The following is a 22,587-nucleotide window of genomic DNA, read 5'->3' as shown; positions in this document are numbered from 1 at the left end:
TGAAAGACACCCGGTGGGTTCAACAGAGTGCAGCCCAAAAGGTCAAGTGGAATCGCCCCGGAATCCGCCCTGACATTAAGTTCGTGGGCCTGGACCCGCGAATCTTATCCGGTTTTCCGCCCAATTTCCGGGGCACCCTTTTGTTTCGCTTGGTGAGAGCCAATCCAGATTTGAGCTTTTTCAAACGGCATGGGCCTGCCAATTCCAAACCCTTGAACGTGATCCGCACCCAGTTGCGCCATGAGAGCGTGCTCGCCTGCGGTTTCAACCCCTTCGGCCAAGGTCTCCAGGTTCAATCGTTCAGCCATGGTCAGAATGGCGCTGACAAGCTGTTGCTGGCTGGGGTCCTGATCAGCCTTGGCAACGAACGTCCGGTCGATTTTGATTCGAGAGACATCAAAACGTTTTATTGAAGCGATCGAAGCATGCCCGGTGCCGAAATCATCCAGATCAATGCAACAGCCAAGTGCTGCTAACCCGGTTACGTTACGAGTAATTACGTCGTCTGGGCGTCGGGAGAATACGGTCTCCAGGATTTCGACCGCAAGCCTGTCAGGTGTTAGATCGAATTGGTCCAACTCCCACTTCAGACGATCAATCAATCCTGGATCGCGAAGTTCGTCTGAAGCAAAGTTCACACCTATCCGAGGTATTTTTGTGCCGCCCATGTCCCAGGTTTGCATGGCAGAAAATGCACGGTGCCGAATAACCTGCCCAAGGCGGCCCATCAGGTCCGCTTGCTCGGCGAATGGCAAGAATATTTGTGGACCCATGATCCCTTTGGAAGGATGTTCCCAACGTGCCAGCGCCTCGAACCCGGTTATGTTTCCTGTGTCCGTCGAGACCTGCGGCTGAAACCACGGACGAATTTCACCATTGTCGAGTGCGGCTACAAAGTCTTTGCGCAAGTTGGCTCGAACCAATGTCCTGCGGCGAGTTTGCGAGGAAAAGGCACGAATCGTCATTGGGCCATTACGCTGGGCTTCGTCCAAGGCGGCATTAGCGGCCTCGAGCCAATCTTGCGGTTCTGCCTCAGGGATGCTGGACTGCATGCAAAACCCTATTGAACATGACATATAGACGCTGGCTCCGTACAGCAAAAATGGTTCCTCTACCGTGTTTTGTATGCGGCCAGACATTTGAACGCACGCTTCCAAATCCAGTTGAGCCGAAGGGTGCAAACCAATCAAAAAACGGTTCGGCTTGATCTGAGTGAAAATGTCCTGACCTCGGATAACGGCCAGAACGCGGTCAACAAATTGCGAACTCACATGATCGGCAGCTGCATGGCCGTGAAGGTCTAACATCGCTGGATAGTCGTCAAAGGAAACGGCAACACAGGCGGCGTTTTCTCCGGATTTTTTGGCCTGTTGCAAAATAGCTTGGATTTCATCGTGAAAAATATCGGTGGATACCGCCCCGGTGGGCCGTGCACCAGCTGCCTTCGCGGTCAAAGAGTGGCTACCCGCAGCATTCAATGCTGCGTAGGCTAAAGGTAATCCCAGCGCAGCGGCCATCAATGCCAGCTCCCCCCCCAGCCAAAAAGCCGACAGGCAGGTAGCGGGCACAAATGCCAGCGCCGGTGGACCTGACAGCGCGGTGCGAAGCGCATTCAGAGTTCGTACAGCAAACGGGATTTTCCGCATTGGTCTTACGGCCTTCGACTGGGGCAGGGTTGCTCCGTTCAACCGTAGGAAACCAATCTGAGTCAGTCGTTAACGTAAGTCAGGAATTTCGACTGAATTTTCAGAATTTTTATTTGAACCTGTCGCCAGGTTAATAAAATCAAACAGTTTCGAGTCCAAAAGATGCGATGGACGCGCGTTGGTCAACGCTCTGAACATCACTTGACGACGGCCCGGTGTGTTTTTTTCCCATTGATCCAGAATCTGTTTGACCTGTTGCCGCTGCAAACCGTCCTGACTTCCGCACAAATCGCAGGGAATGATGGGATAGTTCATAGACTTGGCGAATTTCTCACAGTCAACCTCTGCCACATGTGCCAGTGGGCGATAAACGAACAGGTCGCCTTCTTCGTTCACCAGTTTCGGGGGCATCGTCGCCAGACGCCCACCGTGAAACAGGTTCATGAAAAACGTTTCTAGGATGTCGTCGCGATGATGCCCAAGCACGACGGCCGAACACCCCTCTTCCCGCGCGATGCGATAAAGGTTTCCGCGGCGCAGGCGTGAACACAATGCGCAATAAGTGCGACCTTTGGGAACCTTGTCCACGACAACAGAATAGGTGTCCTGATACTCAATCCGGTGAGGCACACCCATACGGTCCAAAAACTCAGGCAAAACCGTTGCAGGAAATCCGGGCTGACCTTGATCCAAATTGCAGGCAAGTAGGTCAACCGGCAGTAAACCGCGCCATTTAAGTTCATAGAGAACGGCGAGAAGAGTATAACTGTCTTTGCCGCCGGACAGGCAAATCAACCAGCGCGGTGTTTTACCATCTTTGCCATGTGCGGACGGGTCCACCATGCCATATTGCTCGATTGCTTCGCGGGTTTGACGAACAATTCGCTTGCGCAACTTTTTGAACTCGGTGGCCGAAGGAGCGCCCGCAAAAAGGGGATGGATATCGTATGCATCGTCAAACATGCGCTGCCCCTACAGGAGATGGATCAACCGGGCAAGTGTGCGCTCTTTTTTCATTTGTCAGAACGCTTTTCTGGAACCGGGTCATAGCCGTTGCCGCCCCAGGGGTGACAGCGCCCAATTCGCTTGGCTGCAAGCCACGTTCCTTTGACGGCGCCGTGCTTTTCCAATGCCTCCAGAGCATAAGCAGAGCATGTCGGTTGATATCGGCAATTGAATCCGACCCAAGGGCTAAAAACAAGACGATAGGCGCGAACAGGCAGAGCGAGTAAATGTGCAAACAGAGTCATTTTTGCGCCCCGTGGAGTTTGCCCAATGCGCGTCTCAGATCGTCCAGCAACGCCGTAAACGGTCGGTCTGCGGTGACTTCGGCACGACCAATCAGTACGTAATCCCATCCGTCTTTGCCCAGTTGGGGCAAAACCTCACGCGCTGCTTCGCGCATCCTGCGTTTGGCTCGGTTTCGAGCGACGGCATTGCCAACTTTCTTCGAGCAGGTGAAGCCGACACGAATTCCCTCCGCCTCGCCCACGGTACGCTGGCGCGCTTGCACCATCATGGTCGGGGTGCCTTGTCTGAGTGCCCGGGCAGCTTTCAAGAAATCAGAACGTTTTTTTATTACTGAAAGATGCGGAGACGGAATAAAAGAAGCCGCCGGGGGCGTTTCCCCGGGTTGGTTTATACCATCCTCAGGGGCCTCCGGCGGCATCATATACGTTAGAACCTTGTCAGTGGGCGCGACTATGCGCTCAGCGACTTGCGGCCGCGTGCGCGGCGTGCGTTCAGAATCTTGCGGCCGGCTTTGGTGGCCATGCGGGCGCGGAAACCGTGGCGGCGTTTGCGTACCAGGTTCGATGGCTGAAAGGTGCGTTTCATCGCTCCGTCTCCAATCTGTGCGGTCGGGTAGGTCGCGGATTCGCCTGCCCGTGGTGTTCGAAGCCCGTCCTCTACTGGCTAGCAAGCGTTAAGTCAAACCCTATTGCTCGTGTTTCTGTTCCCTTTTGCAACAATTTTTCATGCCGCTGTGCTGAAAGGTTTCAAAAACTGGTTTTTAGGTGAAAAACCCTCACAATCGTCGTCACATGGTTCAACGCCGCGTGAGGTCTCTGTTTCTGACCGCGTTGGCATCGCATGTTTGGCAGCAGAATGAAGCGATTTAAGGCGGATAGCCAGATGAGCGAAACGACGCAATCCCAGCGCAATGGGTTCCTAAGGCACGTCCCATTGATGGTTATCTTTGCCGTTGCCGTGTTTGGGTTCTTTGTTCTGGGCGACTACTTGACCTTCGAAACCCTGCGCGACAATCGAGAGGCGCTGCTAGGATGGCGCGATACACATTATTGGTCGATGGCCACGGGATTCATGGTGATCTACATCGTTATTGTCGCATTTTCATTGCCCGGAGCCGCAGTCGCATCTATGACCGGCGGGTTTCTTTTCGGATTATACGCGGGCACAGTTTTCAACGTGGTCTCTGCGACTATTGGAGCGTCCGCTATTTTTCTGGCGGCAAGTTGGGGTTTGGGCGCTTCGCTGACCGCGCGGCTGGAATCTTCTGAAGGGGCAGTCAAAAAACTGAAAGAAGGACTACGGGAAAATGAGATTTCAGTTTTGTTCCTGTTGCGGCTTGTTCCGGTTGTTCCGTTTTTTGTGGCCAATCTTGTGCCGGCATTGGTGGGCGTGAAATTCCGTAACTTCCTACTGACGACTGCGCTGGGCATTATACCGGGGGGAATCGTGTACACTTGGATTGGTGTCGGTCTGGGCGGAGTTTTTGATCGTGGTGAAAACCCAGATGTTTCACTTTTGTGGGAACCATTCGTTATAGGGCCAATCCTAGGTCTGTGTTTTTTGGCCGCTTTGCCAATCTTCATCAAATCTATCCAAGGCAAAAAGGACGCCTGACCCATGAAAGAACTTAAAACCGATATCCTGGTAATAGGTGCCGGGTCGGGCGGGTTGTCCGTAGCCGCCGGGGCAAGTCAGATGGGTGCAAATGTCATTCTGCTGGAAGGCAACAAGATGGGCGGGGATTGCCTGAACTACGGTTGTGTGCCCTCCAAGGCGTTGATTGCGAGTGGCAAGGCGGCAAATGCACAGACGCTTTCATCCGATTTTGGTGTCGCGAGTGTATCGCCACAAGTGGACTATTCCGCCGTGAAAGATCATGTCCACGACGTCATCGCGCAGATTGAACCGATGGACAGCCAGGAGAGATTCGAGGGTTTCGGCGTAAAGGTTATACGGGAATACGGGTCCTTTATCTCTCGGAGCAAAGTTCAGGCCGGAGGCTATGTAATCACCGCTCGTCGCACGGTGATTGCCACGGGGTCTCTACCCTTGGTTCCGCCTATCCCGGGGTTGGATCAAGTACCGTACTATACCAACGAAACTATCTTCGACTTGCGCGAAAAGCCCCAGCACTTGCTGATCATTGGGGGCGGCCCGATAGGTATGGAAATGGCGCAGGCGCATGTTCGGTTGGGTTGCAAAGTCACAGTACTGGAAGGCGCCCGTGCGTTGGCGAAAGATGATCCCGAAGCCGTATCATTGGTGCTGGACAATCTGTCCGCTGAAGGAGTGAATCTTCATGAGCAGGCGAAGATAGCGCAAGTCAGTGGAACAAAGGGCGCTATAGAAGTAATCGCGGAAACCGGTAATGTCTTCAAAGGCTCTCATCTGCTGTTGGCGGTTGGGCGAAAGGCCAATATTGATAACCTGAATCTTGCAGCTGCAGGGATTGATCGGACCCGGACGGGGATCAAAACAGATGACACCCTTCGGACGTCCAATCGAAAAGTCTACGCGATTGGTGATGTCGCTGGTGGGATGCAATTTACCCATGTCGCCGGGTATCACGCGGGCATAATTATTCGATCGGCCCTGTTTGGTTTGCCCTCAAAGGCCAAGACATCACATATTCCATGGGCAACGTATACCGATCCTGAATTGGCTCAGGTCGGTCTGACCGAGGTGCAGGCCCGCACGCAGCATGGGGAAAGACTGGAAGTAGCGCGTTTTGATTATCACCACAACGATCGGGCCATGACCGAACGCAAGACAAAGGGGTTCATAAAGGTCATGGTGTTCAAGGGCCGTCCGGTCGGAGCTACAATTGTGGGTTATCAGGCGGGCGAATTGATCAACTTGTGGTCTTTGGCTTTGGCAAATAACCTGAAGATGAGCCAGATCGCCGCTATGGTTTCCCCTTATCCGACGATCGGAGAGCTTAACAAACGTGTCGCGGGTGCCTATTTCTCGCCCAGGCTGTTTGAGAATCAGTCGGTCAAACGTGCGGTCAGGTTCGTCCAGCGCTGGCTTCCCTGACTGGAAAAGGAGCGCCAATTGAATTCACTGTCCGGCCGTTTCCTGATCCTGACTACGATATTCGTGATGTTGGCCGAGATACTTATCTTTGTGCCTTCGATTGCGCGGTTCCGAGAGGATTTTCTGCAAAACCGGCTGGAGCGGGCCCAGATAGCGTCGCTGGCTTTGCTGGCGGATGATATGCTGGCAGAAGATCTTGAGGCCGAACTTTTGGCGAACGCCGGCGTCTACAATGTGGTCCTACGTCGTGACGAAGTACGCCAACTGATGCTGTCGTCACCAATACCGGAACAGATTGTCACGACGTTTGACCTGAGGGATGCAAGCCCTTGGGTCCTGATTCGGGATGCAATGGCTCGGATTCTCACGGCTGAAAACGAAGTTATTCGCGTCATCGGCGAACCGGTTAAGGGCGCTGGACTTCTGATCGAAGTCACCATCGACAGTACTCCGCTGCGCATGGCGATGATCGATTACGGGCTGCGAATTCTGGGTTTGTCTTTTGTTATTTCAATCATCACAGCATCGCTTTTGTTTCTTGCAGTCCGGGTGGTTTTGGTAAAGCCGATCAAAAGTGTCGTCGGCTACATGCAACGCTATGCCAGCGCCCCAGAGGATGCGCGGGGCATCATATCACCCAATTCCAAAGTGACCGAGTTGCGAGAGGCTGAAGAAGCACTGCAAATGTTGCAAACTGATCTTACACAGGCCCTCAAACAACGAGAGCGGTTGGCTCAGCTTGGCGGCGCAGTAGCTAAGGTCAGTCACGATTTGCGAAATATTCTGACTTCGGCGCAATTGTTTACTGATCGGATTGAGGCAAGCGACGATCCGCTTGTTCGCCGTATGGCCCCTAAACTGGTGAACTCGATAACGCGAGCGGTGTCACTATGCGAAAGCACGCTGGCTTTCGGACGCGCAGAAGAGCCTGCGCCGACGCTGAATTTGGTGCGACTGCGCGACATCGCGGAAGATGTCGCAGCAAGTGAGCAATTGGCTGTCGCTGATGCTTGCGTCGAAATAACAAATGAAGTTCCCGAAGACTTGGTCGTACGTGCTGACCCTGAGCAGATATTCAGGGTGATCCTGAACCTTGTGAGAAACGCGCGTCAGGCGCTGGTTGCCTCAGGCAAACCTGGGAAAGTGACGATCACGGGTTGCGAATTTCAGGACGATTGGTGCATCGAAGTCCGGGATACTGGCCCCGGATTGCCACCCAAGGCACAAGAGAACCTGTTCACGCCCTTCCAGGGCGGCGTGCGAAAAGGCGGTTCAGGTCTTGGCTTGGCAATTTCGCAGGAACTGGTTCGAGGTCACGGTGGCGATCTTGTGCTGAAGGAAACCGGCTCTGAAGGAACCACCTTTGAAATAAGGCTTCCTCGAGGGGACGGGACTTTTTGAAAGATTTTTGAAGAATCGTCTTGCGCGTCTCCGATACCGGGTCTACATAGCGCCTCACCAATGCGGACCGATAGCTCAGCTGGATAGAGTACTTGACTACGAATCAAGGGGTCGGGGGTTCGAATCCTCCTCGGTCCGCCACCTACCCCCGTCTCATTATGACCCTTCCGTTTTAGCTGGAATTCCCGCGTCATTTCCGCGGCTTGTGAACCTGTATCCGTGACAGAGACGGACCGGGTTGCCGCAGCTTGCGCCATTATCCTCGACAGTCTCAGTTGCCTGAACTCCTCGGTCCGGTTTTCCCTGATAACAGCCGATTTACAGGGAATTTGTGCCAAAACGGGATGATTTCTGTATTTTGGATCGTGTTTGCGGGAGTGATATCAATGGCTTGCGCGCAAATTCCCTAAATCCATTAACAGGGAATTTGATTTGCGGAACAGGGAAATTTTGAACCTGTTACAGGGAATCGATTTCCACAATCAGGGAACGTCAGGAGTGGGGGCCAAACACCCGTTCCTGGTGGTTCCAGTCGAGGGAGATTGTGCCCCGCACCAGGGTCTCGAGATTCATGTGCGGGGGCTGAGTGCCGTCGAAGATCGCGGACTGGAATCGGGGCGAGAGCGAGATCAAGGATATGATGCGCCGGATGTAGCGCTCGGAGTGGCCGACGCGCTGGGCGAGATCCTTCAGGGGTTCACCTGATCTCAACGCGTCGGACCAGGCGTGCGCATTGCGCAAACCGCGGATCAGGGTCTGATCTGGTTCGGGTGTTGCTTGACCGGCAATGATCCGCGTTTCGACGCCGCGGCGTTTGCAGGCGAAGGTGGTGGAAATTTTAAAAAGCCCGTCGCGGAGAGTCATATTGTTCAGACCGGACGCGGTGGCGACAGCATCAGGATCGAGTTGGATATCGAGCTTTTGTTTCCCGAGCGTGACAGCGAGGATGAGTGGTGCTGCGTCCTTGCATCCCTTCGTTCGCAATCTCCCGGCGAGTGCCATGATTGATCTGGAAGCGCGCATTGAATTGGTGATGTCGTCTTCCTTCAAAACAGCGTGCCGGTTTGCCTGTTCCTCAAGATGACCGGCGATTGCGTCGACAACAGCTTGTTCGAAGGTCGCGGCTGGCAGGCGCCACCCCGTCGGATCGGGGCCGCCTGAGATCAGCCGGTTGGAGACGTAGTAGCGCTGCCGCTTGCCGCGCCGCACTGTGTGGGTGGGCGTCAGGATGTCACCTGTCTCATCGCGCACTTTGCCTTTTAGCAGAGCGTCCGATCCAGAGGCATGCCCTGCAGGCGCGCCACGCCGCTTTACACTGGCGGACTGAAGATGCCGCTGCACGCTGTCCCAAAGCGCCTGCTCAATGATCGCCGGATGCTGGCCGTCAAAGGTCTGATCCTTATGGCGTATCAGGCCGAGATAAACCGGGTTCGTCAGCAGGTGATAGATCCGTCCGCGGCTGAACGAATTGCCGCCTTGCGTGCGTCCCGTGGAAAAAACATGCCGCTTGGACCGAATACCAAGTACTTGCGCCTCACGCACAACTGCGTTCAAACAGCGATGCGTCTCGTAGAGTTGGAATATCCTGCGAACGACTGCTGCTTCGTCTGCATTCACAACCAGTTCACGACGTGTCTTGTCGGGATGCGGATCATACCCGAGCGGTGGGATACCTCCCATCCACATACCTTTCTTCTTTGAGGCCGCGATCTTGTCCCGGATACGTTCGGCTGTGACTTCGCGTTCGAACTGCGCGAAAGACAGCAGCACGTTCAACGTCAGGCGACCCATCGACGAAGATGTGTTGAACGCCTGTGTCACGGACACGAACGAACACTCAGCCTGTTCCAGCCGTTCAACCAGCTTTGCGAAGTCTGCCAGGGACCGGGTCAACCGGTCGATCTTGTAGACCACCACCATGTCAACGCGACCCGCGTCAATGTCCGCCATCAGCTGCTGCAGGGCAGGGCGTTCCAGTGTCCCGCCGGAAATACCACCATCGTCATAGCGTGCGGGCAGGATCTTCCAACCTTCATGCTTCTGGCTCGCGATGTATGCCGCGCATGCTTCATGCTGGGCGTCCAGCGAGTTGAACTCCTGATCCAATCCCTCTTCCGTGGATTTTCGGGTGTAGATGGCACAGCGGATCTTTGTCTGACTCATGACTTCGCGGCTCCTGTCAGGCCAAAGAAACGGGGGCCCGACCAATGCGCGCCCGTAATCTCGCGGGCAATCTTGGAGAGGGAGCGGTAGTTTGTATCCTTCCAGATGAATCCGGCGTCCGTCACGTCGACAACATGCGTGACCCCGTTCCATTCGCGCAGCAGGCGCCCGCCCGGCTGCAAGGCGGGGCTCTTCGGCCGCGCGTTCTGATGCGAAGACTTACTGAGCGCTGCCTTGGACTTTTTTGACAGGCCACCCATCTGCCGCGTCTGGATCGCAACGGCAAGAAAGCGGCGCATCAATGCCTTGCTCAGACCTTTGGGCACTGGAGTGCGGCAGATCGCCGACCAGGCAGCCACGAGAGCTGCCCGGTCCATGGTCTCTATCTCGGCGACCGTCATGTTGACGCCTCGGCAGCGGCGCGGATGCGATACACAGGTTTGCCTGTTTTGCTCTCTGCCTCCTGCCGTTCAATCTGGTGTCCGGCCTTGCGCAATCCGGTTAACGCCGCGCGCACTGAGTGCGCCTGCCAGCCCGTCGCTTTGCTTAAAGCGTCGATGGTTGTGCCTGACGGGCGCAGCAGCATCGCTTGTACCTTTGCGATTTTCGTCTGTCTGGGTTTGGTCATATCTGTCTCCTCTGTGACGGGCCCTGCGAATTGCCGGCCCGGTACCGAGGAGCGCCCGAGACTGCGTCGGGCGTGGGGACAGTGACGCGTGCTTCCCAACACTAGTCCAGTGGTTTCCTGCTGAGTGACGGACTGCCTTGAGAACAGTGCGGTGTGCAATGTTACCGTTTATTCGTCAACAAAACCAGAATGTTAAGATTGGGTTAACATCCGTGGAGGGTTGCGCGACGTGTCGTGGCGCACTATTTTTTACCTGTCCTTCCCAGCGAAGGGCACGACTGTCCCAGCAGGCAGCACTCATTCGGTCCGGGAATAATCCTGACCAGGAGAGAGCATTCGATGGGGCAACTTAACCGGATCGTTTGGTCCGGGGAGTTGCTCTTTGTGCTCTCTCCGAATGTCCACCGCGATCCATTTCTGAAAAGGGCGCTTTCGCCCAACAGTTATGGAGGCAGTTATGCCCGCAAAATTGAAGATAACGCCCGAACTTGGGGCCAACCGGCCTGTCTGGATCAGCGACAGGATCGACCAGACCCTGATCGCAAATCTGAAGCCCTATTCCAACAACACACGCAGCCACAGCGACAGCAGCATTGGCCGCCTGGCTGAGTCCATCGCCGAGTTCGGCTTTGTTGTTCCGGTCGTCATCGACGGTGAGAACAACGTCATCACCGGGCATGGGCGGATCGAAGCTGCAAAGCGCCTGAAGCTCGCAACGATCCCTACAATCAGCGCGGATCATCTGACGCCCGCGCAAGTTAAAGCGTATCGAATCGCAGACAACAGGCTTGCAGAGCTTTCTGACTGGAACCAGGATGCGCTCCGGATCGAATTGGGCGAGCTGATGGACCTCAGCGTAGCGGGTGAGCTGGACTTCAGCCTCGACATCACCGGCTTCGAGATCCCGGAGATTGACATCATTATCGGCGGCGCCGGTGATGTCGAAAGCGATCCCACAGAAACCGTTGAAGATCCCGATCACGCAAAACCAGCGGTGACACAACCCAGCGATCTCTGGATCCTTGGTGACCATCGCATTCTCTGCGGCGACTCCCTTGAGGCGCGCAGTTATGGAACCCTGCTGGACGGCGAGACCTGCCGGATGATCTTCACCGACCCGCCTTACAATGTCCCGGTGAACGGTCATGTGCGCAGTGGCAACGGCGGGGATCATCGCGAGTTTGCAATGGCCTCCGGCGAGATGTCTGACGCCGAATTCCGCACTTTCCTTTCCGACGTTCTGGCACGGCTGCTGGAGCAGCTGGTTGAGGGTGGTATCGCCATGGTCTGCATGGACTGGCGCCACATCGAAGAGCTGATTGCGGCAGGCAAGGCGGCCGGGTTTGATCTCATCAACCTATGCGTCTGGAACAAGACCAACGGTGGGATGGGCAGTCTCTACCGCTCCAAACACGAGATGGTCGCGGTTTTCAAGAAGCCGGGTGCACCGCACATCAACAATGTCGAGCTGGGCAGGCACGGTCGCAACCGGACCAATGTCTGGGACTATGCGGGTGTGAATACTTTCGGCGCAGGGCGCGAAGCTGATCTCGCCGATCATCCAACGGTGAAGCCAACGGCTTTGGTGGCCGATGCGCTGATGGATGTCAGCCACCGGGGCGACTTTGTGCTCGATGCCTTTGGCGGCTCTGGGGCAACATTGCTGGCGGCAGAGAAAACCGGTCGCAGGGGCCGTCTCATCGAACTGGATCCTGCTTACGTCGATGTCGCAATCCGCAGATGGCAAGAGATGACGGGAAAGGAAGCAGTCCTGACCTCGACAGGTGAAACATTTGCCACTCGCGTGCTGGCCATCGCGGCATCTGTCTACGGCGACAGCGAGGTGGATCATGTCGGATAACAGCAGAGATGACGGCTATGAGGTTGGCTATGGCAAACCGCCAACGGCCACACAGTTTAAACGCGGCAAATCTGGCAACCCAAAAGGTAGGCCAAAAGCGTCGAAGAATGTAGGCAAAGTGCTGGAAGACACGTTTTACCGAAAGATCACGATCTCAGAAAACGGTTCCAGACGTGAAGTTACGATGCTGGATGCGATCCTGAGACAGCTGGTTAATGGAGCTGTAAAGGGAGAGATGCGTCATATTGATCGGGTTCTAAAGCTTTTGCCAGTGCTGCAAAATGCGCTGGCATCGGCCGAAACCGCCGCCGAGAGCACCGCACAGACCGATCCGCAAGCGGATGTCGCTGTACTGGAAGCCCTTGCGGATATGTTCGGCGGTGACCCGGAAGATCTCTTTGCCACAGTTCAGGGAGGCATCGGCAATGAACGCCCAGAACTCTGAACCGCGCAGGGAAGTCACTGACGCGCTGACGCGTGAGAACCTCTATGCCTTTCTGGCTGGCGTGTTTCCTGTCCTTTGCCCGGGTGAAGAACTTGTCCGAGCCCCGTATCTCGAAGCCATGTGTTATTCACTGCAACGGGTCGCTGCGGGGCAGTGCCAGCGCCTGATGATCTCGATTGCACCGCGGCACTTGAAATCCATCTGTGGGTCGGTGCTTTTGCCGGCGTTTGTGCTGGGGCGGGACCCAACACAGAAGATCGTTGTCGTTAGTTACGGCAAGGAGCTTGCTCGCGAGCATGCAGAACTGTTCCGCCGCCTGGTGACGAGCCCGCATTATCAACGTCTCTTTCCGCGGATGAAACTGGATCCAAAGCACAACCGGTTTGATCATATGAAAACGACGGCCGGGGGCGGGCGAAAGTCGTCCTCCATCGGTGGGGGCATCACCGGGTTTGGTGCCAACCTGATCATCATTGATGATTTGGGCAAACCCTCAGAGATGCGTCACGACAGTTATCGTCAGGAGTTACGTGACTATTTTGACCAAACCCTGTTCTCGAGACTAAACGACAAACGGACGGATCGAATTGTCTCTATCCAGCAGCGCCTGCATCCCGATGACTTCTCCGCTTACCTACTCGAGAAGGGGACATTCGAACACCTGTGTCTGCCGTCGATTGCTGAAGTTCCGGAGGACATATCCCTATACAATAACCGCCATTGGCCTCGGCGGTTGGGCGACCTGCTCAGTCCAGAAAGGGAACCGCGGGAGGTTCTGGATAAAATCAAAGCGGATATCGGCAACTATGCGTTTCAGGCTCAATATCAACAAAACCCTAGCGAGGCAGAAAATGAATTCCTCACTATGGATGATCTGCACCTGGTCGACACGCTGCCGGATGAAGCGCATTTCACGCGCAGGGTCCAAAGCTGGGATACGGCAGCAAAAGATGGTCCGCGGTGCGATTACTCGGTTGGCCTGACCTTTGGTTGGCATGATCTCGAAGAGCGCTGGTATCTTCTCGATGTGTACCGGAAGCGCGCCAATTTCACGGAGTTAAAGGCGGCAATCTTGCGCGAGCGAAAGAGCTGGTATGTGGACAGAGTGTTGATCGAGGACTCGGCGATGGGGCGGTCGATCCTGCAAGAGTTCCGAAGGAATACGGCGGGCGTCTACCTGGGTATCGACGTCGTTTCAAGCAAGCTGGACCGGTTCATCCCGCATACTGACTGGATCAAGTCGGGCAAACTGGCTATTCCGACCGACAAGCCTTGGTTTGACACTTTCCGTCGCGAATTGCTTGCATTTCCCGACGCCTCTTATGACGACCAGGTCGACGCGTTGACCCAGTTCGCGGAGTATATGAAACGCTCGCAACGCGCCTATCTCGATACTGACGTAGAAACGGGCAGGCGGAGGGGGCTGTACCATCCATCTCGCCCAAGGCGTGAGGACAGGATGGTGTTTTGAAAGGAATGGGTTCAAGGAAGAACCTTGGGTTCGAATCCCCGTTGCTCCCGAATGACTGCATCGAGCCCAAAGCGGTCTCACGAAAGACTGGCAAATTGGCATTGCCCCCGTTGGGCAGTGATTGCTCAGCGTTAGGATTCGAGAGGGTTGGTTCCGCTGCCTACGCCAATTTGCTAACGGCATCCCCCACGGAGACCGTGCCGTCTTTCGTCACACGTGCGTAGATGCCACGAAGTCTGTGTACTTTGCCCACCCCAGTGTTCACGAATAGGCAAGCATCGCGACCATATCGGTCAATGAAAGCCTGACACCCGTTATGGGGAAGCTCAGTTACAACAAATTCTGCACCGCCAATGGCGAAAGCTGTGCCTGGAGGCATGTTAGATGGGGTCAAGTCCATATCGATGAAGAAATTGTCACCAGCCGGCGGCCAGTATTTCTTTTCGCCAGCAATTGCTCGAATGCACCCTGACATCATGATACAAATTTGCGCATCCGGATCGCCCGCTCCGTCATCCAATGCGTATCCAGTCCCGCTTATCCAATGATCGCCGGGGAGGCCATCCTTGGCGCGAACCTCGAATGACTCCGGCATAACACGCTCCCCGTGATCAGGTCGCATTACAATCATATCTAATGTGCCGTTTTCTTTGGGAGCGCCGCAAAGAATCGCTTCAAGTTCAGCGTTTAGAGATTCATGTGATCGGAATTTTTTGGGGTCTATTGCTGGATCTGGCATGCATGTAAGTTAGCTGGATTGTCTAATTCGCGCAATTAATACAGCAGTGATGCTTTTTTAACCGCAAAGTCCGCAGAGCGGCCATTCACACTTAGTGCAGCGAGCGTCTGCTCCGAGCCCAAAGCAGACCTTCTCGACCAGTAAATCTCGCCGCTGCAGCATTACTTCTCGTTAACCGGAGCGTCGCGGCGCAGATTAAAGACCGGACATTCATGCTGGCTGCGGCGAAATTCGGAGGCACTACGCTCCGTCGCGGACAAAACACTCGTTGTCTCTGGGGCCGCTGCATGGACTAAACCCACTCGATCGAAACCGTCTTCAACACCGCAGCGAATAAGCCGTCGTTGCGCGCAACAGCGGCTCATTGTAGACTTCAAACAGGGGAGGTAGATCCATGCGTTGGATTATTGCCATCTTTACAACGGCATTCTTTATACTTGGGCCCGCTCAAGCAGGTCAGTTATTCGATGCTGCAAAGCAGGGTGATACAGCGACCGTTAAGGCTCTGTTGGAAAGCGGTACCTCGGTTGATGAGCGGGGGCCGAACAAGGCTACGCCCTTGATTGCTGCTGCGTTGGCTGGAAACACCGAAACCGCTGCGGCTCTGATCGAAGCAGGGGCTGACGTGATGGCGCGTAACCACAGCGGTTTCACTCCACTTCACGCGGCTGCCTTCGGCGGTAAGATTGAGACAGCGCAGCTGCTTCTCGCCAAAGGCGCAGACGTGAATGGACGCATCAACAGGGCCGAAAAGTCACCCATCTTCATGGCGGCCGATGAGGGTCATATCGAGATGATCGAGCTACTGCTCGACAACGGTGCGGATATTGTGACACTCGATAACGATGGCTTTTCGGTTCTAATCCGAACGATGTTCCGTAAACACTATGATATCGTTGGGCTGCTGAAGCAGAACGGAGCCACTTGCCCCCCGCCAGATGCCTTCGGCCCGGAATTTCACCGCCTGTGTTTGGAGGCAGGCACATAAGGTAAGGTCAAAAAATGAACTTTCGACTTCTGATGAGCGGGCTGTTTTTTGCAAGCATGACCACGAGTGCGCTGGCGGATGAGCCCATCAACACTGGGCCTTTCGGCGATGTTGCAATCAAGGGTTATGATACTGTTGCCTATTTCACCGAAAGCCGTGCGGTAAAGGGATCAAGTGAGTTCGCATATGATTGGCTTGGCACGCCATGGCACTTCAACAGCGCAGAGAACCGCGAACTGTTTAAGTCTGACCCAACCAAATACGCTCCGCAATATGGCGGGTATTGCACATTGGGTGTCGGCCTTGGGGCCAACGCGTCCGAAAACATCGACCCAGTAAATTCCTGGCGGATCATCGATGGGAAGCTTTACTTTATATCGGACCCGACCGGAGCAGAAATGCTTGACCACCCAGAAGGGGAAGCGGTGATCGCCAAGGCGGATGCGAATTGGGAGAAGACCAAGCCGCTGGCAGCCAAGGATTACTCTAATTGACGCGCACCTCGGATGATGGTCATCCGCCAGGGCTAAAGTGAAACAGAATATGCGGGTTGATGTAGCTGTAAGGCTCGCTCGCCCCGACCTCTTCTTCGGCATTTTTGTAGACCATGCCACAAGCCGGGCGACCAAGCGAAAGACCGGGTTGTTGTAAGCACAATGTGTCGTCTTTCACAAATGCCGATCCAGTGACAAACAATGTGGATGCGCGCAAGGCCATACTTCCGTTCTCTGAAATCTGCATCAAGCCGGGTCCGCGGCCTTCGAAGTTTCCCTGCCATACGTTGCCGTCTATGAGAGCGGTAACCGCGTCGGCAGATAGCTTTTCGCGAGCGCCAGGTTGAAAGTCGAAGGGCCATTCCTGCACGCCCGCAGTCAACATTGCATCAATGATCCGATCGAGTTCTTCCTGCTTCCGAAAATGCGCAAACAAGACCTTGTAGAGTTGCGCCGAAGTATGCGGAGCAAATTCGGCCACCTCGTCTGCAGTTGCTTGCGCCTTTTGCGTCTGGCCAGCCTCTCCATAGGCGGCCGCGAGGATGTTAAAGTAGTCCTCAATACCTTGAGAATTGCCTTTTATCTCCTCAAGGATTTCGACGGCACGTTGGGGACGCCCTGTCAGAATATATGACAAGCTTGCGATCTGACGTGCATAGCCCGGCAATAGTGGGTTGAGACGCAGAGCCGTTTCGAAATTCTCGATCGCCTCTTCATGTCGGCCGTAGAATGTTTGCGCAAAGCTCAGCGCAAGATAAGCAGATGCTTCACCGGGGGCCTTCTCGACAGAAAGCTGCGCCGAGCGCATCGCTTCCTCATACCTTCGATCCACAGTCTGCAACTCGCTTAATACGGCAAAAGGCATCGCCGCATCGGGATCAATTTCTAAGGCACGACCGGCATGTTCGTAGGCGCGTTTCCGGGCGACCGGAAAGGGCAGCACATCGTCATAGTTACGGCGCATGATCAATGCCTCGGTGCGGGCCTGTGCCGCGAATGCCCTGGCAAAAGTCGGGTCGATTGCGGTTGCGTCCGAATAGAGGCTCAACGCTTCGCGCAGCCCGGGCCGAAAGCCGCTGCGAGCGGCTTCTTCGGCTCTGAGAAAGAAGTCATATGCTTCCAGATCCGTTGTAGGTAGGCGTTCGATCCGCTCCTTTTCGGACACACTCACATCCACACCAAGTTGATCAATGATCTCATTTATCAGGCCAGCTTCCATGGAGAAAATATCGGCTTCGTTTCGCTCCAACCGCTCGGCCCATACTGTCTGCCCGCTGCTCACATCTGTCAGCCGCGCGTTGACCAAAAGCCGAGTTCCCGCTCTGCGCACGCTGCCTTCGAGAACATAGCCCACCCCCAACTCGCGACCGATGGCCCTGCTGTCGATTGTCCGGTCCCGATAGGAAAACGCGGTGTTGCTGCCGATCACCATCAGCCCGGCGACTTTCGAGAAATCTGTAATCAGATCGTCCGTGAGCCCATCTGCGATGTAGCGTTCCGCGTCTGGCAGCCCGAGGTTTTCAAAGGGCAACACAATGAGAGAAGGCAGCCCGTCCTCTGCTGCGATAATTTCACTTTCAGCGCCGCCGAAAAGGGCAACTATGCCATCACGCAATATAAAAGCGGCACCTGAAAGAATCGCTATTACGGCCACCGCCGTGACAGCGCGTCGAACTTTGAAGCGAGACAGTGAAGTGTATTTCGAGCCATTCGGGTCCGCCATCCGAAATACCGTGAGAGGCTCAGGTATGTTTTTGACCCGGTGGACACCCGCAGATTCAAATGGCTTACTGACTTTGCCGCGCGTGTGTTCGTAAACCTCGCGCGAGATGCAGATGCCTCCGGGCGTAGCTAGGGGTTCCAGGCGCGCCGCAATGTTAACACCGTCTCCGTAAATGTCGTCGCCATCGATGATCAGATCTCCCAGGTTGATACCGATCCGCAATTCGATACGCTGGTGGGGATCAATGGTGTCGTTTTTGTCCTTAACCGCCTCCTGTATCTGGATCGCAGCCTCCACGGCATCAACAACGCTTGCAAATTCGGCCAGCAGTCCGTCGCCGATAAGCTTGACGATCCGCCCGTTCTTTTCATCTATCAAACGGGTGAGGATGTCTTGGCGCACCGTGGTCAAACGTTCGAAGGTGCCCACCTCATCCTCGGCCATCATACGGCTGAAACCGACTACGTCTGCGGCGAATATGGCGGCAAGCCTGCGTTCCAAGGTTTGCCCCTCTCCTCCAAATATGGGCAGTACTGCGAAGGTAACACTGAAAAAACGTGACGGAAACTGCGCTCGCTCAAAATATTTGGCTGGGCGGGTGCTTGTCGTTCAAAGGTACGGTGGCGCAATAAGCCAATTGTCTCCGCAGCAGCATAATGCAGCTTGCTCCGCATTTGAGACATTATATCCGAGCGAAGCGAACGGCCTGATTAAGTTTTGGCCTATATGCATGATTTGAACGTCCGGTATCGAGAAATCGTGCTGCGCTGTCGCGGGTGATACCGTGACACTGTCGAGCAATCGATTTGATTTTCGCTGCGCCAGCATCGGGCGGCTTTGTCCTGTGTGGATGGCGTCTGCTTTGCAAGGAAAAAATGCTCTGATTGCGCGGTTGGTCAGTACAGTCCTGTGTCCGGCCTTTGATTGCGGCATTTCCTTGAGCCGCTGGCCTTGATGGGTTCCGCTAACCTGGTCCCAATCGGCAACACGAACTTTAGAGTTCAGGACAAAGCTCGGGGTTTCAGGTTTTCGGATGACCGCACGTGCCATCATGGCATTCGTCTTGCAATTCCGTGTCGGGTTTCGGGTTATGCGGCAGCCTGGCGGTAATGCGTATCTTTGGTTAGGATCGCCCAGACGATCCGCGCGGCTTTGTTTGCCATCGCAATTGTCGCGAGACGGACGGGTTTGCGCTCTAGGAGCTGCATGATCCAGGGATGCACGCGTTCAGGGTATCCGCGGGCGCGTTGAACCTGTGAAGTCATTCCCATCACGAGCAATCGCCGGATATAGCGGTCTCCTTTCTTGCTGATCCGGCCCAAACGTTCCTTGCCGCCACTTGACCTGTTCAATGGAGTGAGCCCCAACCATGCAGCAAACTCGCGTCCGTTCTTGAACTGTTTGCCGTCGCCGATGGTAGCGACAATGGCCGAGGCGGTGATTGGACCGACACCAGGAACGGTTCGGATGCGTTTGGCCCGATCATCGATCTTGGAATGGTGCTCGATCAGTTTGTCGTAGAAGACCACGCGCTCTTCGAGTGCGACGACCTGCTCACAGAGGGTCCTGAGCATGCTCTTCGCCACGTCAGGGATGTCTGGGCGGTCGCCGGTTTTGAACGCCTTGACGAAGCGCATCGCCGCCACCGGCCCATTCCCGATCACATGACCAAACTCACGAAGCAAGCCACGGATCACGTTCAGCATCTGGGTTTTCTGGCGCACGACAAGCTGGCGCACTCGATGGATTGCCAGAAGGGCTTGTTGTTCCTTTGACTTCACCGCAACGAACCGCATGGTCGGTCGCGTGACGGCTTCGCAGATCGCCTCGGCATCAACCGCATCCGTCTTTCCGCGCTTCACGTAGGGCTTAACGTAAGTCGCTGGCATGAGTCGTACGTCATGGCCGATTTCAGTCAGCTCACGCGCCCAGTGATGTGCCGACCCGCACGCCTCAATACCGACAAGACAGCTCGGCAGGGTCTCAAAGAACTTCAGTAATTGCCTGCGGCGGATCGTACGATTGAATGCAACTGTGCCGTCGGCCGTCACGCCATGAACCTGAAAAACGTCCTTGCCGAGATCCAATCCTATCGTCGTAACTTCCATGGTGGGGCTCCTTTCATTGCAGAAGATGACTGCTGCAGTCTGCCGCAAAGTGCGACGGTTGACTGCAGACGCCATCCACCCCATCCGCATTGCGGTCGCTCGCGGCATTTCAGCGAATGACCGCACCGAGCCCAAAGCGGACGTTCAAACAAACTTTGGATATGGGTGTAACTGTCGTAACCTTCAGCGAACGTTGCGTTCGGCTGAAGCCAATGTCGGCGTTGGGCCTTAAGATAAATAGCCGGTATCGGTGGAAACAACGTGTTTCAAAGTGAATAATAGCACTCCGAATGCGTTTCTGGGCGCTGTCCGTGATCATTTCGGTGATAAGCTCGAATTAATCGGAGATGAAGAGAACCAATGGAAAGACGCCTAGCTGCCATACTCGCCGCGGACGTAGTCGGCTACAGCCGTTTGATGGGCGCAAACGAAGTCGCCACCTTGGCTGAGATGCAAGAAATTCTCGCCAAAGTATTCGATGAAGAAATCGACAAAGCTGGCGGCCGCATCGTAAAGCTTATGGGGGACGGCATTCTTGCGGAGTTCGCAAGCGTTGTAAGCGCGTTGGAATCCGCGCTCGTCATTCAAGAGGCAATGGCCAAAAGAAACATAGGCGTTCCAGAAGATCGGCAGATCCATTTCCGTATCGGCATCAACATGGGCGACGTGCTCTTTGAGGGCGGAGATATATTCGGCGACGGCGTCAATATCGCGGCCCGCATCGAAGCGCTGGCTCAACCCGGCTGCATTGCCGTTTCTGGGATCGTTCGCGATCAGGTAGGTAACAAGATCGGTATCACTTTTGATGCCGCAGGCGAACAGCTGCTGAAGAACATCGATAACGCAGTTCCAGTTTTTCACGTTCGCCCTCAAACTGGTGATGTTCAGCCTGCAATAGTAAGTGCTTCTAGCCATCCCACAATCGCGGTTCTTCCCTTTGAGAACATGAGTGGTGACCTCGAACAAGAGTATTTTGCTGACGGTATCACTGAAGATTTGATCACGGATCTTTCAAAGCTTTCGGGTCTCTTTGTAGTTAGTCGAAACTCAGCTTTTGTATACAAAGGCCGACCGTCGAAACTGCAGGATGTCGCTCGAGACTTGGGCGTACGCAATATTCTTGAAGGCAGTGTTCGAAAATCTGGTAACCGCCTCCGCATTACAGCGCAATTAATCGACGGTGTAACTGGCGGGCACCTTTGGGCAGAACGCTATGACCGTGACCTATCTGACATTTTTGCCCTACAGGACGAGATAACAAATATAATAATTGATCAATTGCAGGTTCGGCTTTTTGACTCTGATATCGCTGAAAGTGCACCTACGGAAAGTGTGGATGCCTACAATCTTTATTTAAAGGGGCGACGCTACTTTCATATGCGTGCCAGAAATTATCTTGAAAAGGCACGTACGCTTTTTCTTGAAGCAGTGCAGCACGACCCTGACTACGCCCGCGCTTACGTGGGGTTGGCTGAATGCGAAGCAAGGCTCAACGATTGGCACGGCACGAATTTCCCCTCTGAAGATATTGTCAGCATGGCTCAACGCGCCATTAAGCTAGATCCAAACTTGGCAGAAGCACACGCCTCCCTCGGACTGGCTTCGCAGATTGTCGGAAAGAATGAGGCCGCGGTCACAGCCTATCGCAGGGCGCTGTCGCTTGATCCACTTTGTTATGATGCGCACCATAATTTTGCCCGCTATCATCGCGGTCAACTGGATCATAAGCAGAGCGCCTATCATTTTACACGAGCCCTTGAAATCAAGCCTGACGATTATCGGTCACCACTTCTACTTCTTGCCGACCTCACCGAACTCGGACGGTTCGACGAACGTGACCTTTACCTCAACATGGGTCTTAAACGGGCTGAAGAAGCGGTAGAACGAAATCCCGACAACCCTGATCCACTCGAATTATCAGCGTCCGTTTTGGCTAGCCTTGGAAGGATTGATGAGGCACGCGCGTGGTTGAGTCGAGCTCTTTCAATGGAATCCCACAGCTATTCGACAGATGGATACAACGTGGCCTGCGTTTATGCTTTGATCGGTGAAACCGAAGAAGCATTAGATTGCCTTGAGAAGGTTTATCCGAGTCTTGGCCCCGTTCAACGAGACTGGATGCGAAATGATCCAGATTTCCTCTCTCTTCGCAGTCATCCTCGGTTCCAATTGTTGTTGGACACCGCACCAAAGACGGACGCCTAGGCTTTCGGTAAGTCCATTATCAATTCATGGCACTTAACCCCACCATGCTGTGATGCCGAAGGCATTGCGAGCCTGTAGCAGACCTTAGCGCATTGCAACGTTGGGTCTGCTATCTGATCCTTTGCGGGCATCTGACAAAATCACTCAGATGACCGCGTTTAGCCCAAGTCGGACCTGATGTCGCATTCTATTCAATCTCGACAATGAATGCGGTGTGGGAGCCGCGACCATCGTTCCAATAATTTGGGTCGCGTGTGTGCTCGGGAACGCCGAAAAAGTGGGCATATCCTTCGTTGCCTTTGTAATTGTTGGGTTCGCCCTTCGACCACCGCGTATATGTGAGTGGCTCACCTGTGCTCCAAACCCAACCGCCAGACGGCTCGTTGCTGCCAGGCAGTTGATAAAGCCCGAAAGCTGGGCCGTGAATA

General features: G+C 54.7%; 22 protein-coding genes and 1 tRNA gene. 10 read left to right on the top strand and 13 right to left on the bottom strand.

Annotated elements, in window-relative coordinates; translation table 11 throughout:
* Positions 1–104 precede the first annotated feature (104 nt).
* The 5 genes from AC2FNE_RS14825 to rpmH all read right to left on the bottom strand — a co-directional run bounded on the left by AC2FNE_RS14825 (position 105) and on the right by rpmH (position 3,482).
* Positions 105–1,646 (bottom strand): putative bifunctional diguanylate cyclase/phosphodiesterase, encoded by a 1,542-nt coding sequence (locus AC2FNE_RS14825; protein WP_496805689.1) that lies wholly within the window; start codon positions 1,644–1,646, stop codon positions 105–107.
* A gap of 69 nt (positions 1,647–1,715) precedes the next feature.
* Complete coding sequence (gene ttcA / locus AC2FNE_RS14820; RefSeq protein ID WP_496805688.1) at positions 1,716–2,609, bottom strand: tRNA 2-thiocytidine(32) synthetase TtcA; 894 nt, start codon at positions 2,607–2,609, stop codon at positions 1,716–1,718.
* Positions 2,610–2,659: 50 nt separating this feature from the next.
* On the bottom strand, positions 2,660–2,896 hold the full coding sequence (yidD, locus tag AC2FNE_RS14815; protein WP_170603406.1) for a membrane protein insertion efficiency factor YidD: 237 nt from the start codon (positions 2,894–2,896) through the stop codon (positions 2,660–2,662).
* On the bottom strand, positions 2,893–3,318 hold the full coding sequence (gene rnpA / locus AC2FNE_RS14810; RefSeq protein WP_170477013.1) for a ribonuclease P protein component: 426 nt from the start codon (positions 3,316–3,318) through the stop codon (positions 2,893–2,895). The genes yidD and rnpA overlap by 4 nt, the downstream gene beginning before the upstream one ends.
* 29 nt (positions 3,319–3,347) lie before the next feature.
* Entirely contained in the window at positions 3,348–3,482 is a 135-nt protein-coding gene (gene rpmH / locus AC2FNE_RS14805) for a 50S ribosomal protein L34 (RefSeq protein ID WP_012177012.1), read from the bottom strand.
* A 297-nt stretch (positions 3,483–3,779) separates the two neighbouring features.
* Here rpmH and AC2FNE_RS14800 point away from each other — a divergent pair, with 297 nt between their 5' ends.
* The 4 genes from AC2FNE_RS14800 (at position 3,780) to AC2FNE_RS14785 (ending at position 7,475) form a co-directional block, all read left to right on the top strand.
* Positions 3,780–4,511, top strand: a complete 732-nt coding sequence (locus AC2FNE_RS14800; protein WP_170478043.1) for a TVP38/TMEM64 family protein — start codon at positions 3,780–3,782, stop codon at positions 4,509–4,511.
* Between the two features lie 3 nt (positions 4,512–4,514).
* Positions 4,515–5,933 (top strand): dihydrolipoyl dehydrogenase family protein, encoded by a 1,419-nt coding sequence (locus tag AC2FNE_RS14795; RefSeq protein ID WP_496805687.1) that lies wholly within the window; start codon positions 4,515–4,517, stop codon positions 5,931–5,933.
* Between the two features lie 18 nt (positions 5,934–5,951).
* A complete protein-coding gene (locus tag AC2FNE_RS14790; protein WP_254442553.1) occupies positions 5,952–7,334 on the top strand; it encodes a sensor histidine kinase in 1,383 nt (460 codons plus the stop codon).
* A gap of 64 nt (positions 7,335–7,398) precedes the next feature.
* Positions 7,399–7,475 (top strand) — tRNA-Arg (locus tag AC2FNE_RS14785).
* A 351-nt stretch (positions 7,476–7,826) separates the two neighbouring features.
* Here the strand turns inward: AC2FNE_RS14785 and AC2FNE_RS14780 are convergent.
* The 3 genes from AC2FNE_RS14780 to AC2FNE_RS14770 are packed head-to-tail and all read right to left on the bottom strand — an operon-like array spanning position 7,827 to position 10,125.
* Positions 7,827–9,497: a recombinase family protein gene (locus AC2FNE_RS14780; protein WP_496805686.1), complete on the bottom strand. Its 1,671-nt coding sequence runs from the start codon at positions 9,495–9,497 to the stop codon at positions 7,827–7,829.
* On the bottom strand, positions 9,494–9,898 hold the full coding sequence (locus tag AC2FNE_RS14775) for a DUF2924 domain-containing protein (RefSeq protein ID WP_496805685.1): 405 nt from the start codon (positions 9,896–9,898) through the stop codon (positions 9,494–9,496). The genes AC2FNE_RS14780 and AC2FNE_RS14775 overlap by 4 nt, the downstream gene beginning before the upstream one ends.
* Entirely contained in the window at positions 9,895–10,125 is a 231-nt protein-coding gene (locus AC2FNE_RS14770) for a DUF3489 domain-containing protein (RefSeq protein ID WP_496805684.1), read from the bottom strand. Before AC2FNE_RS14770 ends, AC2FNE_RS14775 begins: the two co-directional genes overlap by 4 nt.
* A gap of 457 nt (positions 10,126–10,582) precedes the next feature.
* On the opposite strand from AC2FNE_RS14770, the gene AC2FNE_RS14765 reads away from it, so the two are divergent.
* Genes AC2FNE_RS14765 through terL form a run of 3 tightly spaced genes read left to right on the top strand, consistent with a single transcriptional unit; the run spans position 10,583 to position 13,902 of the window.
* A complete protein-coding gene (locus tag AC2FNE_RS14765; RefSeq protein ID WP_496805683.1) occupies positions 10,583–11,986 on the top strand; it encodes a site-specific DNA-methyltransferase in 1,404 nt (467 codons plus the stop codon).
* Positions 11,976–12,431 carry a DUF5681 domain-containing protein gene (locus tag AC2FNE_RS14760; protein ID WP_496805682.1) on the top strand — a complete coding sequence of 152 codons (456 nt, stop codon included), beginning with the start codon at positions 11,976–11,978 and terminating at the stop codon, positions 12,429–12,431. Before AC2FNE_RS14765 ends, AC2FNE_RS14760 begins: the two co-directional genes overlap by 11 nt.
* Entirely contained in the window at positions 12,412–13,902 is a 1,491-nt protein-coding gene (terL, locus tag AC2FNE_RS14755; RefSeq protein WP_496805681.1) for a phage terminase large subunit, read from the top strand. The genes AC2FNE_RS14760 and terL overlap by 20 nt, the downstream gene beginning before the upstream one ends.
* A gap of 160 nt (positions 13,903–14,062) precedes the next feature.
* Here the strand turns inward: terL and AC2FNE_RS14750 are convergent, their stop codons facing one another.
* Positions 14,063–14,497: an MOSC domain-containing protein gene (locus AC2FNE_RS14750; protein WP_496805680.1), complete on the bottom strand. Its 435-nt coding sequence runs from the start codon at positions 14,495–14,497 to the stop codon at positions 14,063–14,065.
* Between the two features lie 538 nt (positions 14,498–15,035).
* On the opposite strand from AC2FNE_RS14750, the gene AC2FNE_RS14745 reads away from it, so the two are divergent.
* Entirely contained in the window at positions 15,036–15,629 is a 594-nt protein-coding gene (locus tag AC2FNE_RS14745) for an ankyrin repeat domain-containing protein (protein ID WP_170608710.1), read from the top strand.
* 14 nt (positions 15,630–15,643) lie between these two features.
* Positions 15,644–16,123, top strand: coding sequence for a YHS domain-containing (seleno)protein (locus AC2FNE_RS14740; RefSeq protein WP_170608711.1), 480 nt, complete (start codon positions 15,644–15,646; stop codon positions 16,121–16,123).
* Between the two features lie 19 nt (positions 16,124–16,142).
* Here the strand turns inward: AC2FNE_RS14740 and AC2FNE_RS14735 are convergent, their stop codons facing one another.
* The 3 genes from AC2FNE_RS14735 to AC2FNE_RS14725 form a co-directional block, all read right to left on the bottom strand.
* On the bottom strand, positions 16,143–18,347 hold the full coding sequence (locus tag AC2FNE_RS14735; protein ID WP_496805679.1) for an adenylate/guanylate cyclase domain-containing protein: 2,205 nt from the start codon (positions 18,345–18,347) through the stop codon (positions 16,143–16,145).
* Between the two features lie 108 nt (positions 18,348–18,455).
* Positions 18,456–18,899: a hypothetical protein gene (locus AC2FNE_RS14730; RefSeq protein WP_496805678.1), complete on the bottom strand. Its 444-nt coding sequence runs from the start codon at positions 18,897–18,899 to the stop codon at positions 18,456–18,458.
* 35 nt (positions 18,900–18,934) lie between these two features.
* The gene (locus AC2FNE_RS14725; protein WP_496805677.1) at positions 18,935–19,954 is read right to left on the bottom strand and encodes an IS110 family RNA-guided transposase; all 1,020 of its coding nucleotides are present in this window, start codon (positions 19,952–19,954) and stop codon (positions 18,935–18,937) included.
* A 360-nt stretch (positions 19,955–20,314) separates the two neighbouring features.
* On the opposite strand from AC2FNE_RS14725, the gene AC2FNE_RS14720 reads away from it, so the two are divergent.
* Positions 20,315–22,159, top strand: coding sequence for an adenylate/guanylate cyclase domain-containing protein (locus AC2FNE_RS14720; RefSeq protein WP_170474138.1), 1,845 nt, complete (start codon positions 20,315–20,317; stop codon positions 22,157–22,159).
* Between the two features lie 187 nt (positions 22,160–22,346).
* Here AC2FNE_RS14720 and AC2FNE_RS14715 read toward each other — a convergent pair.
* Positions 22,347–22,587: C-type lectin-like domain-containing protein (locus AC2FNE_RS14715; protein WP_496805676.1), on the bottom strand; the 241-nt coding region annotated here is incomplete at its 5' end.

This window comes from Ruegeria sp. YKSD179, from assembly GCF_059612885.1.
The sequence above is the reverse complement of the archived record's forward strand: the minus strand, read 5'-3'. Positions and strand labels throughout refer to the sequence as shown.